At 63.1% G+C, this 13,075-nt stretch carries 12 protein-coding genes; 8 read left to right on the top strand and 4 right to left on the bottom strand.

Translation table 11 applies throughout. The features are described 5' to 3' along the window. Positions 1–7: 7 nt before the first annotated feature. Together ACE4QZ_RS25220 and ACE4QZ_RS25215 are read right to left on the bottom strand one after the other, a co-directional pair. The gene (locus tag ACE4QZ_RS25220) at positions 8–817 is read right to left on the bottom strand and encodes a rhodanese-like domain-containing protein (RefSeq protein ID WP_021783867.1); all 810 of its coding nucleotides are present in this window, start codon (positions 815–817) and stop codon (positions 8–10) included. 44 nt (positions 818–861) lie between these two features. Beyond that, entirely contained in the window at positions 862–2,397 is a 1,536-nt protein-coding gene (locus tag ACE4QZ_RS25215; protein WP_021783868.1) for an HDOD domain-containing protein, read from the bottom strand. Positions 2,398–2,527: 130 nt separating this feature from the next. Between ACE4QZ_RS25215 and motA the strand changes: the two genes are divergently transcribed. Continuing rightward, entirely contained in the window at positions 2,528–3,379 is an 852-nt protein-coding gene (gene motA, locus ACE4QZ_RS25210; protein WP_003249507.1) for a flagellar motor stator protein MotA, read from the top strand. A gap of 3 nt (positions 3,380–3,382) precedes the next feature. Then, entirely contained in the window at positions 3,383–4,411 is a 1,029-nt protein-coding gene (motB, locus tag ACE4QZ_RS25205) for a flagellar motor protein MotB (RefSeq protein ID WP_021783869.1), read from the top strand. Positions 4,412–4,726: 315 nt separating this feature from the next. Here the strand turns inward: motB and rsgA are convergent, their stop codons facing one another. Continuing rightward, positions 4,727–5,746 (bottom strand): small ribosomal subunit biogenesis GTPase RsgA, encoded by a 1,020-nt coding sequence (gene rsgA, locus ACE4QZ_RS25200; protein WP_031322455.1) that lies wholly within the window; start codon positions 5,744–5,746, stop codon positions 4,727–4,729. Positions 5,747–5,897: 151 nt separating this feature from the next. Here rsgA and orn point away from each other — a divergent pair, with 151 nt between their 5' ends. Together orn and ACE4QZ_RS25190 are read left to right on the top strand one after the other, a co-directional pair. Next, the gene (gene orn / locus ACE4QZ_RS25195; RefSeq protein WP_021783870.1) at positions 5,898–6,440 is read left to right on the top strand and encodes an oligoribonuclease; all 543 of its coding nucleotides are present in this window, start codon (positions 5,898–5,900) and stop codon (positions 6,438–6,440) included. A 91-nt stretch (positions 6,441–6,531) separates the two neighbouring features. Then, positions 6,532–7,143 carry a trimeric intracellular cation channel family protein gene (locus tag ACE4QZ_RS25190; protein WP_021783871.1) on the top strand — a complete coding sequence of 204 codons (612 nt, stop codon included), beginning with the start codon at positions 6,532–6,534 and terminating at the stop codon, positions 7,141–7,143. A 140-nt stretch (positions 7,144–7,283) separates the two neighbouring features. On the opposite strand, the gene queG is transcribed toward ACE4QZ_RS25190, so the two are convergent. Beyond that, complete coding sequence (gene queG, locus ACE4QZ_RS25185) at positions 7,284–8,348, bottom strand: tRNA epoxyqueuosine(34) reductase QueG (protein WP_028698114.1); 1,065 nt, start codon at positions 8,346–8,348, stop codon at positions 7,284–7,286. 65 nt (positions 8,349–8,413) lie between these two features. On the opposite strand from queG, the gene ACE4QZ_RS25180 reads away from it, so the two are divergent. The 4 genes from ACE4QZ_RS25180 to mutL are packed head-to-tail and all read left to right on the top strand — an operon-like array spanning position 8,414 to position 13,075. Then, positions 8,414–9,274 carry an NAD(P)H-hydrate dehydratase gene (locus ACE4QZ_RS25180; protein WP_028698113.1) on the top strand — a complete coding sequence of 287 codons (861 nt, stop codon included), beginning with the start codon at positions 8,414–8,416 and terminating at the stop codon, positions 9,272–9,274. After that, positions 9,262–9,735, top strand: coding sequence for a tRNA (adenosine(37)-N6)-threonylcarbamoyltransferase complex ATPase subunit type 1 TsaE (tsaE, locus tag ACE4QZ_RS25175; RefSeq protein WP_003249523.1), 474 nt, complete (start codon positions 9,262–9,264; stop codon positions 9,733–9,735). The genes ACE4QZ_RS25180 and tsaE overlap by 13 nt, the downstream gene beginning before the upstream one ends. 11 nt (positions 9,736–9,746) lie before the next feature. Then, positions 9,747–11,177, top strand: coding sequence for an N-acetylmuramoyl-L-alanine amidase (locus tag ACE4QZ_RS25170; protein WP_021783874.1), 1,431 nt, complete (start codon positions 9,747–9,749; stop codon positions 11,175–11,177). Next, entirely contained in the window at positions 11,177–13,075 is a 1,899-nt protein-coding gene (gene mutL, locus ACE4QZ_RS25165; protein ID WP_021783875.1) for a DNA mismatch repair endonuclease MutL, read from the top strand. Before ACE4QZ_RS25170 ends, mutL begins: the two co-directional genes overlap by 1 nt.

The raw sequence follows: 13,075 nt of genomic DNA, 5'->3' as shown, positions 1-13,075 counted from the left end.
GGGTTCCTTAGACTTCTACAGGCGTGTCCGGGTGGTTGCCCCATTCGCCCCACGAGCCGGCGTAGGCCTTGACGCGTGGGTAGCCGAGGGACTTGGCCACCAGGTAAGTGAAACCGGAGCGGCGGTGGGTCTGGCAGTGGGTGATCACTTCCTTGTCGGGGGTGATGCCCAGCTTCTCCAGGACTTCAGCGATGTCCTGACGGATGCGCAGGTGGTCGTTGAAATCCATGCCGGCGGTCCACTCGAAGTTGATCGCGCCGGGGATGTGGCCGCCTTTGGCTGCCAGCACTTTTTCGCCGCTGAATTCCTGCGGGCCGCGCGCATCCCAGATGACCAGGTCATCGGCGCCCAGACGGCTTTGCAGGTACTCGCGGGTGGCGGTGGGTGCGCTGTCGATGTGCAGACGGACCGGGGCGTTGCCACTGGCAGGCACGTCGGTGGACAGCTTGTCTGCCGGCCAGGCCTGGATACCGCCATTGAGGTAGTGGTAGCGCTTGTGGCCGATGACATCGAGCAGCCAGATGAAGCGCCCGGCCCAGCCACCGCCTTCATCGTCGTACACCACATACACGGCATCGGCGCGGTGGCCGAGTTCGCTGAACAGTTTCTCCAGCTCGCCCAGGGCCGGTAGCAGGCCGGGCGCCGGGGGCTGGCCGAGCTGGGTGCGCTTGCCTTCGACAAAGTGCGCGCCGGGAATATGCCCGCTGACATAGCGGTTGGCGCTGCTCAGGTCGACCAGGATCAGTTGCGGCGAATCCAGGCGTGGCAGCAGGTCTGCAGCTTCGATCACCAAGGGCAGGCCGGAAAAGTCGGTCATCCACGGTCTCCAGTGTGGAAAGAGAGGCGATTGTAGCGCAAGGCTCAACCCTTGCGGTTGGTAAACACCGACAAGGCCCGCTCGATGCATTGCGCGGTCTTGCCGAAGGCTTGCACGCTGATATCGGCCATCGGCCGGCAGCCCTGGTCGGCCACCAGCAGCATCAGCACCTGGTCGTTTGCAGCCAGCGAGCGAAGTAGAACATGCTCGCTGCGAAACAAAGCGCGCAGCGGGGCGGGCAGCAGCGCCGAGAACTGGCTGTGGTTTTCCGGTGTGATGCGCAGTTGTCCGGCCTGACTCAGCAGCTTTTGCAGCAGCTTGTTCTGCGATACCTGCAGGGCCAAAGCCCCGGCCTCCTTGGGCAGGCCGGCAATTTGCTGCACGCGCAGGCAGTCACTGGCCTTGTCCAGGCTAAGCAGCATGATGCGTTGCATGCCGCAGGCCAGCAGGGCCTCTTGTGCCTGGGTGGCCAGGTGCACGGCGTTGGTGAACGGGCTGGGTTGGGCCAGCAGGTGCTGGCACAGCGTGCGCCAGCGTGCCAGATCGTCGTTGCTGGGCGGGGGTGGGGCCAGCATATCCGGGTGAGGCCGGCGTTGGTGCCATGGCCAGATCAAAGCCTCGGCCGGGTGGAACAGGGCATGTCGGGCATGGCGGCGGGCACTGGCGGCCGCCTGCTGGTGCACTTGCTGCTGCACGTCTTCCAGCGAGGTTTGCAGGTACAGCGCGGTCAGCAGTTGCCAGCGCAGCAGGTGCGGGTTATCCCAGCCGACCTGTGCCGCCAGGGCCAGGTTGTTGGCCAGCAGCACGGTATTGGCCGGCTGGTTGAACCAGCGTCGCAAGCCGGGCTCGGCGTCCAGGCGGTGCTGTTGGCTGAGCAGGTCTTCGTCGCGGGCAATGTTCAGCACCTTGGCCAGTTGCTCGCGCTCTTCCAGCAGCAGGCGATAACCCTGGGTGACCCACTGGGGCAGGCGCCAATACTCGGCTATGGTCTGGCACAGCGCCATGATGCGCACGCCAAACAGTTCTTCCTCGACGTGGGCGGCGTCTTCACCTTTGTGGATAACCCGCAGTTCCCAGGCGTCGAGCAGCTTGGGGTAGGCCAGTGCCAGTGGCCAGAGTGGCGACAGGAACAGCAGGCTGCCCCAGTGAATCTCTTGCCACAGCCGTGCCAGGCGGCTGGCGAACAGGCCGCTGGCCTGCTGTGCCGCATGCTGGCTGATCATCTGGAACTGGCACAGTACCGGCGGAATCTCCTCCACGGGCAGTGTCGGCAAGCGTTTGAGAAGCTGCTCGCTGCGCTCCAGGCCCAGGCGGTTGAGGGCGACTTCCAGGCTCTCGGCGGGCTCGGCGAGGCTGGCATTGGTGGGGTGATTGGCTTCGCGCATCACTGACAGCACCAGCGCCGGGCTATCTTGCATCAGTTCGGCGATATCGCGCAGCGAGCGGCGGCTATCGTGGATGGCAGCCATGACCCGGTCGTAACTGTGCTTCGGCACGGGGATGCGAACACTCTCGAGCAGCTTTACCCAGGCCTCTAGCGTACGCGGGGCCTGAGTGGGCACCTTGGTTTCAATTGGCATTTTGACATCAGTCCGAACTGGCTTTTCGCATTGAGTGGCTATAGTCTGGCGCAGTTCTGCCGATAAGTAGAAGAAGAGTTTTAAAGCTCCCGTCTCTTCCCCTGACCACGACAGCAAGTGCTTTGAACCTATGGCTAAAATTATCGGCATCATCGTCGTATTCGCGAGCGTGCTCGGCGGCTACGTACTCTCCCACGGCAAGATCGCAGCCCTTATCCAGCCGTTCGAAGTACTGATCATCGGCGGTGCGGCCTTTGGTGCATTCCTGCAGGCCAACCCTGGCCACATGACCATGCATGTCATCAAGAAGTCGATGAAGATGTTCGGCTCGCGCTTCAGCCATGCCTTCTACCTGGAGGTGTTGGGCCTTGTTTACGAAATCCTCAACAAGAGCCGTCGCGAAGGCATGATGGCCATCGAGGCCGACATCGAGGACGCCGCTGCCAGCCCGATCTTCGCCAAGTACCCGACGGTACTGGCCGATGAGCGCATGACTGCGTTCGTCTGTGACTACCTGCGCATCATGTCCACCGGCAACATGGCCCCGCACGAGCTCGAGGGCCTGTTCGACATGGAACTGCTGAGCATGAAAGAAGAGCTGGAGCACCCGTCCCATGCGGTGACCGGCATTGCCGACGGTATGCCCGGCTTCGGTATCGTTGCGGCGGTACTGGGTATCGTGGTGACCATGGCCTCGCTGGGCGATGGCGACCAGGCCGCCATCGGCATGCACGTAGGTGCGGCGCTGGTGGGTACCTTCTTCGGTATTCTGGCGGCTTACGGTTTCTTCGGTCCTTTGGCCAAGTGCCTGGAACACGATGCCAAGGAAGAGCTGAACCTCTACGAATCAATCAAGGCCTCGCTGGTCGCCTCCGCCTCGGGCATGCCACCTTCGCTTGCAGTCGAGTTCGGGCGCAAGGTGCTGTATCCCAAGCATCGCCCAAGCTTCGCCGAACTGGAACAAGCGGTTCGCGGTCGCTGAGTCATGGAGAACAATCAGCCCATCATCGTCAAGCGCGTAAAGCGCTTTGGCGGCGGCCACCATGGTGGCGCCTGGAAAATCGCCTTTGCCGACTTCGCCACGGCGATGATGGCGTTCTTCCTGGTGCTGTGGCTGTTGTCCACGGCCACGCCAGAGCAGAAGATCGCCATTGCCGGCTACTTCAAGGACCCGATCGGTTTCTCGGAAAGCGGCACGCCCTACGTCATCGACCTGGGCGGTTCGCCTGAGCTGGCGCCGGAGAAGACCATCAACCCGGAAGTGAAGGCCGAACCGACGCAGGAGTCCACCACACAGCTAAGCAAGGACCAGGTCGAGACCATGGCCGAGCAGGTGGAGCGTGAGCGTCTGGAGCTGTTGCTGCAGGAACTGCAGAACAAGGTGGAAGAGAATCCACAGTTGCAGAAGTTCAAGGACCAGATCCTGTTCGAGATCACCCAGGACGGCCTGCGCATCCAGATCATGGATGCCGAGAACCGGCCGATGTTCGATATTGGTAGCGCGCGCCTGCAGCCATACTTCGAAGATATCCTGCTGGCCATGGCCGATACCATCAAGGCGGTGCCTAACAAGATCAGCATCAGCGGCCACACCGATGCCAAGCCGTATGCTGGCACCGGTGAGTACGGTAACTGGGAGCTGTCGGCCAACCGCGCCAACGCCGCACGTCGTGCTCTGGTGGCGGGTGGTTACCCGGACAGCCAGGTGGCGCGGGTGGTGGGTTACGCCTCGTCATCGCTGTTCGACCGCAAGGACCCGTTCAACCCGGTCAATCGGCGCATCGACATCATCGTGCTGACCAAGAAAGCCCAGCGCAATATCGAGGGTGAGCAGGGTACGCCACAAGCTCCGGCCGCCGAGCCCGCTGCACCGCCAGCCGGTGACGCGGCGCCAGGGGCTTCGGCACCGGCTGCGCAGAGCGAACAGGCGCCGATGCAGCCGCGTGAACTGCGCCAGAAGCTGAACATCTTCGAAGAGGGTACGCTTAAGATGGATGACGCCAAGGAGCAGTAGGTCCTGGCGGCATCAGGGCTGACAGGGGGTTGGCGGAAAGGTTGAAGCGCCGGTGAGATCGAGCGCCGCCCGCGCGGCGCATCGCGAGCTGCGCTCGCTCCTACGTTTGTTTCGGGCCAGTAACGCCAGTGCAGGCGCGCGCGACCGCCTGTTCGTGCCACGCGATATCGAGACATGCGCCAAGGCATTCGCGCACAAATCCCACAGGAATGATTGGCCCGAAACAAACGTAGGAGCGAGCGCAGCTCGCGATGCGCCGCGCGGGCGGCGCTCGATCTCACCGGCAGCGCAAATGCCACGGCGAGAGTAGCTGTTTCAAGTCAGGCTGGCGATGATCGAGCGATAGCTGTTCATGCGCTGCGGCTTGATGCGCCCCTCTTCCAGTGCCTTGAGCAGCGCGCAGCCCGGTTCGCGGTCATGCTTGCAGTCGCGGAAGCGGCAGGTGCCGAACAAGTCGCGAAACTCGATGAAGCCATCTTCCACGTCGTCGCGGCTGACATGGCCAAGGCCGAACTCGCGAATGCCCGGCGAGTCGATCAGGTCGCCGCCGTTGGGGAAGTGGTACAGCCGCGCCGTGGTGGTGGTGTGAGTACCCTGGCCAGACCATTCCGACAGGTCTCCGACACGGGTGCCGGCGTCCGGCAGCAGGCTGTTGACCAGCGACGACTTGCCTACCCCTGACTGGCCGACGAACACACTGATGTGGCCGTCAAGGAGCTGCTGCAGGCGCTGCATGCCGTCGCCCTGATGTGCCGATACTTCCAGCAGCGGGTAACCCAGCTCGCGGTAGACCTCCAGCAGCGCATGCAGGCCGGGGCCGTTCTCGTCGTTGATCAGGTCGGCCTTGTTCAGCAGCAGCAGCGGACGCAGGCCGGCGTGCTCGGCCGCTACCAGATAGCGGTCGATCAGGTTCGGGTGTGGTTCCGGCGCCGGGGCGAACACGATCACGATCAGGTCGACGTTGGCAGCCACGGGCTTGAGCTGGCCATGGTTGTTCGGCCGGCACAATTCGGTGCTGCGTGGCATCTGTGCCACGATCACGCCAATGCCCTGGTTGCCCGCACGCCATACCACGCGGTCGCCGGTGACCAGTGCTGGCAGGTTGGCACGCAAGTGACAGCGGAACACCTGGCCCGCGGTGTCGCCGTCCTGGGCTTCCACTTCTACCTGTACGCCGAAGTGTGCGATCACCAGGCCAAGTTGCTCCGGCCCCAGGTCGCCACCCTCCAGTTCCTGCAGTGCATGCTGCTCGCGTTTGGCCGCGCGAGCGGCGCGCTCACCCTGGATTTTTTCGATCCGCCAGTTTTGGCGGCGATTGAGCTGGCGTTTGGCCATGAAGGTACCGTAAGAGAGGCCCGGCGTGGGCATTGAAAACGGCACGCAGTTTAGCACGCCAGCCGCTGGACTATTCCGCCCAGCTTTATGCCGTGAATGGGCGTGCCTTGGCCACTAGGCTAATATGATCGCCTATATGAGGAGCCCCTGCATGCAAAACCCACAGAACCTGATCTGGATCGACCTGGAAATGACCGGCCTGGATCCGGACAGCGATGTCATCATCGAAATGGCCACCATCGTCACTGACAGCGAGCTGAACACCTTGGCCGAAGGGCCGGTGATCGCCATCCACCACAGTGACGAAGTGCTGGCGCGCATGGACGAGTGGAATACCCGTACCCATGGTGCTTCGGGGCTGACCCAGCGCGTGCGCGAGAGCAAGATCAGCATGGCCGAAGCCGAGGCACAGACCATCGCCTTCCTTGAGCAGTGGGTGCCTAAAGGCAAGTCGCCGATCTGCGGCAACAGCATTTGCCAGGATCGTCGTTTCCTCTACCGTCACATGCGCAATCTGGAAAACTACTTCCACTACCGCAACCTGGATGTCTCTACGCTGAAGGAACTGGCCGCGCGCTGGGCGCCGAACGTGCGTGACAGCTTCAAGAAGGGCAATACCCACCTGGCGCTTGACGATATCCGCGAATCGATCGCCGAATTGCGTCACTATCGCGAGCACTTCATCAAGTTGTGATTCAAAACGGCGCAGATATTGTATCTGCGCCCCCTTTTGGTGCCTTGGGCAACTGGTTAGACTGCGCGCCTTTCCTGCACGGACCCGCACCATGTTGCTGATGCTCTACCTTATCGCCATTACCGCCGAAGCCATGACTGGCGCGCTGTCTGCCGGGCGTCGCGGCATGGACTGGTTTGGCGTGGTGCTGATCGCCTGCGTTACTGCGCTTGGGGGCGGCTCGGTGCGTGATGTGCTGCTCGGGCACTACCCGCTGACCTGGGTGAAGCACCCTGAGTACCTGGTGCTGACCAGCCTTGCGGCGCTGCTGACCATTTTCATTGCGCCAATGATGCGCCGCCTTCGCTCGCTGTTCCTGGTACTCGATGCCCTGGGGCTGGTGGCATTTACCCTGATTGGCTGCATGACGGCGCTGGAGATGGGGCAGGGCATGCTGGTGGCGTCGATCAGCGGGGTGATCACCGGTGTGTTTGGCGGGATCCTGCGGGATATCTTCTGCAACGACATCCCGCTGGTGTTCCGCCGAGAGCTGTATGCCAGCGTGTCGTTTGCGGCAGCCTGGTTTTATCTGGGTTGCGTGTATTTCAAGGTGCCGGCAGAACAGGCGATGTTGCTCACACTGTTTGGCGGCTTCCTGGTGCGCCTGTTGGCAATCCGCTTCCACTGGGAAATGCCCAAGTTCCACTACAACGACCAGCAGTGACGCAATTTACAAGCGCAACATGGCCCTTGTGGGAGCGGGCGTGCCCGCGAACACCGGCGAAGCCGGTGCCATTACCTGTGTTGCCTGCTTCGCGGGCGCGCCCGCTCCCACAAGGATGGCGCATGCTCTGAGGCTGGTCGCTATTGAGCTCCGTGTCGGGCCAGCGCCCACTCCACATGCTCGCGCACCAATTCCGATTCATCGTCACGCCTGGCCTTCAGCGCCTCGATCACCGGAATCGTCGACGGCGCATTGCCCAACCCTACCGCCAGGTTGCGCAAAAAACGCTCGTACCCCGCCCGCCGCAAAGGCCCGCCCTCGGTCTTGCGCAGGAAGGTGCGTTCGTCCCACAGGAACATCGCCGCCAGGTCCGTATTTTCCAGCCCATGCCGTGGCTGGAAATCCTGCTCCTGGCTGTGCTTGGTAAAGCGGTTCCACGGGCAGACGATCTGACAGTCGTCGCAACCGAACACCCGGTTGCCCATCTTTGCGCGTAACTCGACAGGGATCGCGCCCCTCAGCTCGATGGTCAGGTACGAGATGCAGCGTCGCGCATCCAGCACGTAAGGCCCGACAAACGCCTGTGTCGGGCAGATGTCCAGACAGGCCTGGCAACGCCCGCAGTGTTCGCTGGTGGTGGCTTCGTCCACCGGTAGCGGCAGGTCGACGAACAGTTCGGCAAGAAAGAAATAGCTACCCGCCTTGCGGTTGAGCAACAGCGTGTTCTTGCCGATCCAGCCCAGCCCGGCCTGTTCGGCCAGGGCTTTTTCCAGTACCGGGGCGCTGTCTACAAACGCGCGGTAGCCGAACGGGCCGACAGCTTCCTGGATGCGGTCGGCGAGGAACTGCACGCGCTTACGCACCAGCTTGTGGTAGTCCCGGCCAAGCGCGTAGCGCGACACGTAGGCCTTCTCCGGCTGGGCCAGACGCTGCGCCATCTGCGTGTCGCCGGGCAGGTAGTCCATACGTAGCGAGACCACGCGTACGGTGCCGGGGATCAGTTGGTCGGGGTGTGACCTTTTGCTGCCGTGGGCGCCCAGGTATTCCATCTCACCCTGATAGCCGGCGTCGAGCCAACGCTGCAGGTGGTGTTCGTGTTCGCCAAGGTCGACCCCGGCGATGCCAACATGGGCAAAACCGAGTTCCTGGCCCCACATCTTGATCGATTGGGCCAATTGGGCGAGGTCAGGTGTGGAGGCGGACATGGATGGGCAAGGCAATACGGGCTCAGGTGCGTATAATTCTGCCAGACATTGGAGCCTTTGACCCCATGCCACAGACCAAACACCCCAGTAATGCCCCTCAATTGCTCAGCAGCGTGACGGTTGCCCGCCTGCCGGCACGGCATGCGCATGCCCACAAAGGCGACTTTGGCCATGTACTGGTGGTCGGTGGCGACCTTGGTACCGGTGGCGCTGTATTGCTCAGCGCCGAAGCCGCCCTGCGTTGCGGCGCCGGGCTGGTCAGCGTGGCAACCCGGCCCGAGCACGTGTCGGCCAGCCTGGCGCGCCTGCCCGAAGTCATGTGCCTGGGTGTCCGTTCGGCCAACCAGCTGATGGGCGTGCTGGAGCGCGCCTCGGTACTGGTGGTCGGGCCCGGCCTGGGGCAGGCGGCGTGGGGCTGCAGCCTGTTGTCGGCGGTGGCCAACGCCCAGCGGCCGCAAGTGTGGGATGCCGATGCCTTGAATTTGCTGGCGCGCACCCCGCTGGCCCTGCCCAGTGGCAGCATCCTTACCCCGCACCCGGGGGAGGCGGCGCGGCTGCTGGGTATTTCCACCGAGGCGGTGCAGGCCGACCGCCCTGGCGCCGCGCGCAAGCTGGCGCGCCGTTATAACAGCGTCTGTGTACTCAAAGGTGCCGGCACACTGGTGGCAGCCCCAAGCGGCCAACTGGCTGTGTGCGAGCGCGGGCACCCGGCGATGGCCGGCGCCGGTCTGGGCGATGTGCTGACTGGCGTGTTGGCGGCACTGGTGGCCCAAGGCCTGGATGCCTGGGGCGCGGGTTGTCTGGGGGTGTGGTTGCACGCCTGTGCCGGCGAGCGCCTTGGGATAAAAGGTAGAGGCCTGGCGGCCAGTGATCTGGCGCCGGTCATTCGTGAGTTGTTGGAGGAGCATTCTGCGTGTCTGGCTTAAATCTGTTTCTGGCCGATGAAGAGGCCACGGTCAAATTCGGTGCAGCACTGGCCGAGGTGACCGGTGGTCGCGGCGTGATTTTCCTTGAAGGCGACCTGGGTGCGGGTAAAACTACCCTGTCGCGTGGCCTGATCCGCGGTCTGGGCCATACTGGTGCTGTGAAAAGCCCGACATTCACCGTGGTCGAACCCTATGAAATCGGCGAGGTCCGAGCCTTTCACTTCGACCTGTATCGCCTGGTCGACCCGGAGGAGCTTGAGTTCATGGGCATTCGTGACTATTTCGAAGGCGACCCGCTGTGCCTGTTCGAATGGCCACAAAAGGGTGCGGGCGTTTTGCCAAAGCCTGACCTGACCATTACCATAAGCCCCCAAGCGAGTGGACGCTCGCTGAACCTTTCGCCGCAGGGGGCTCGCGGCGAGGCCTGGTGCGTGGCACTGGCCGAACACTATAAACAGTAAGTGGGGTAGGTATGCGCATACGCGCACTGGTCGCCATCGTTGGGCTGCTGCTGACAACGGTGACCGTTGACGCTCTGGCCGTCACTCAAGTCAAGAGCATGCGCCTGTGGCGCGCACCGGACAACACGCGGCTGGTTTTCGACCTGTCTGGCCCCGTGCAGCACAGTGTCTTCACCCTGAGCGCACCCGATCGTCTGGTCATCGACATCAATGGCGCAACACTGGCCGCGCCACTGAATGTGGCTACCTCCAACACGCCGATAAGCAATGTGCGTTCGGCCCAGCGTACGCCAACCGACCTTCGGGTTGTGATCGACCTGAAAAAGTCGGTAACCCCGAAAAGCTTCACCTTGGCGCCCAATGCACAGTACGGCAACCGCTTGGTGGTCGATCTGTATGACCAGGAAGCTGACGCTATCGCGGCCAGCGCGCCACCGCCTGCACGGGCACCTGTGCAAACGCCTGCGACCACGCCGGCGGTGCCAGTGACGCCGGCCCAGCCGGCGATCAAGCTGCCCCCGGTACCCAGTGGCAAGCGTGACATCGTGGTTGCTATCGATGCCGGGCATGGCGGCGAAGACCCTGGCGCTTCCGGCTCGCGTGGCCAACACGAGAAAGACATCGTGTTGCAAATCGCCAAAGAACTGCAGCGTCAGATCAACAGCGAAAAAGGTTTCCGTGCTGAGCTGACCCGCACCGGCGATTACTTCATCCCGCTGCGCAAGCGTACGGAAATCGCCCGCAAGAAAGGCGCCGACCTGTTCATTTCGATTCACGCCGATGCGGCCCCGTCGCGCGCAGCCTTTGGCGCCTCGGTGTTCGCCCTGTCCGATCGTGGCGCCACCTCCGAGACTGCGCGCTGGCTGGCCGACACGGAAAACCGCTCCGACTTGATCGGTGGTGCGGGTAATGTCAGCCTCGACGACAAGGACCGCATGCTCGCTGGTGTGCTGCTTGATCTGTCGATGACAGCTACGCTCAGTTCCAGCCTCAACGTGGGGCAAAAGGTATTGGGCAACATGGGGCGCGTCACCTCGTTGCACAAGCAGCGCGTTGAACAGGCCGGTTTCATGGTGCTTAAGTCGCCAGACATCCCGTCGATCCTCGTTGAAACCGGGTTCATCTCGAACAACAACGAAGCCGCCAAGCTGGCCTCATCCAGCCACCAGCAGGCTCTGGCCAGGTCGATCCGCACCGGGGTGCACCAGTACTTCCAGCAGAACCCGCCACCTGGCACCTATATCGCCTGGCTGCGTGACACCGGCAAGATTGCCGCCGGTCCGCGTGAACACACCGTGCGCCCTGGCGAAACCCTGGCGATGCTCGCCGTGCGTTACCAGGTCAGTGTGGCCAGCCTGCGCAGCACCAACAAGCTGAAGACCGATGAGCTGAAGGTTGGTCAGCGCCTCGACGTGCCCGCCACAACCTTGGCCGCGCAATAATGAGTGGCGGTTCGCGAATTCAGCTGCTCAGCCCGCGGCTGGCCAACCAGATTGCTGCCGGCGAGGTTGTGGAGCGCCCGGCATCTGTAGCCAAGGAGCTGCTGGAAAACAGCCTGGACTCCGGTGCCCGGCGCATCGATGTGGAAGTAGAGCAGGGCGGCGTCAAACTGCTGAAGGTGCGGGACGATGGCAGCGGCATTTCTGCCGACGACCTGCCGCTGGCCCTGGCCCGCCACGCCACCAGCAAGATCCGCGAGCTGGAAGACCTTGAAGGGGTATTGAGCCTGGGTTTCCGTGGCGAGGCTTTGGCCTCGATCAGTTCGGTGGCGCGCCTGACCCTGACCTCGCGTACCGCCAGTGCCAGCGAGGCCTGGCAAGTAGAAACCGAAGGTCGCGACATGACGCCGCGGGTGCAGCCGGCGGCGCACCCGGTCGGTACTTCGGTGGAAGTGCGCGATTTGTTCTTCAATACCCCGGCCCGACGCAAGTTCCTCAAGGCCGAGAAAACCGAATTCGATCACTTGCAGGAAGTGATCCGCCGGCTGGCGCTGGCCCGTTTCGATGTCGCCTTCCACCTGCGCCACAACGGCAAGAGCATCCTTAGCCTGCACGAGGCCCACGACGAAGTCGCCCGTGCGCGGAGGGTGGGTGCCATCTGTGGCCCTGGCTTCATGGAGCAGGCGCTGCCGATCGACGTGGAGCGCAACGGCCTGCGCCTTTGGGGCTGGGTCGGTTTGCCGACGTTCTCGCGCAGCCAGGCTGACCTGCAGTACTTCTTCGTCAATGGCCGGGCAGTGCGCGACAAACTGGTCGCCCATGCTGTGCGTCAGGCTTACCGGGACGTGCTGTTCAACGGCCGCCACCCCACGTTCGTGCTGTTCCTGGAGCTGGAGCCCAACGGCGTCGATGTGAACGTGCATCCTACCAAGCATGAAGTGCGATTCCGTGAAGGGCGCTCGGTGCACGACTTCCTGTATGGCACCTTGCACCGTGCCTTGGCCGACGTGCGCCCGGAAGACCAGCTGGCCGCACCTGCGGCGGTGCCTGAGCTGGTTCGCCCCACTGGCCAGCAGGCCGGTGAGTTCGGGCCCCAGGGTGAAATGCGCCTGGCCTCGCCGGTGCTTGAACAGCCTCGAGCCCCACAGCAGTCGTTTTCCAATGGCGGCAGTGGCGCCGGTTACCAGTATCAATACACCCCACGTCCCTCGCAGCCGCTGCCGGCCGCAGAGGCACAGGCGGTGTATCGCGAGTTCTACAAGCCACTGGAAACCGGTGCAGCGCCTGCGACGGCCCTGCCCGAAAGCCAGGGCGACATTCCCCCGCTAGGCTACGCACTGGCGCAGCTCAAGGGCATCTACATCCTGGCCGAAAATGCTGTTGGCCTGGTGCTGGTGGACATGCACGCCGCCCACGAGCGGATAATGTACGAGCGCCTCAAGGTAGCCATGGCCAGCGAGGGTCTGAGCGGCCAGCCGTTACTGGTGCCGGAAACCCTTGCCCTTAGCCAGCGTGAAGCCGACTGTGCCGAAGAGCATGCCCAGTGGTTCCAGCGCCTGGGCTTCGAATTGCAGCGCCTGGGCCCCGAGACCTTGGCGATTCGCCAGATCCCGGCCTTGCTCAAGCAAGCCGAAGCCAATCGCCTGGTGCAGGACGTGCTTGCCGACCTTATGGAGTACGGCACCAGTGATCGCATTCAGGCGCACCTCAACGAACTGCTCGGTACCATGGCCTGTCACGGTGCCGTGCGCGCCAACCGGCGCCTGGCAATTCCCGAGATGAACGCCCTGCTGCGCGATATGGAAAACACCGAGCGCAGCGGCCAGTGCAACCATGGTCGTCCTACCTGGACCCAGATGGGCCTGGACGATCTGGACAAACTTTTCCTGCGCGGTCGATGA

This window comes from Pseudomonas sp. DCA-1 (genome assembly GCF_046523955.1).
Lineage (GTDB): Bacteria > Pseudomonadota > Gammaproteobacteria > Pseudomonadales > Pseudomonadaceae > Aquipseudomonas > Aquipseudomonas putida_Y.
This window is presented reverse-complemented; position numbering and strand designations above follow the sequence as displayed.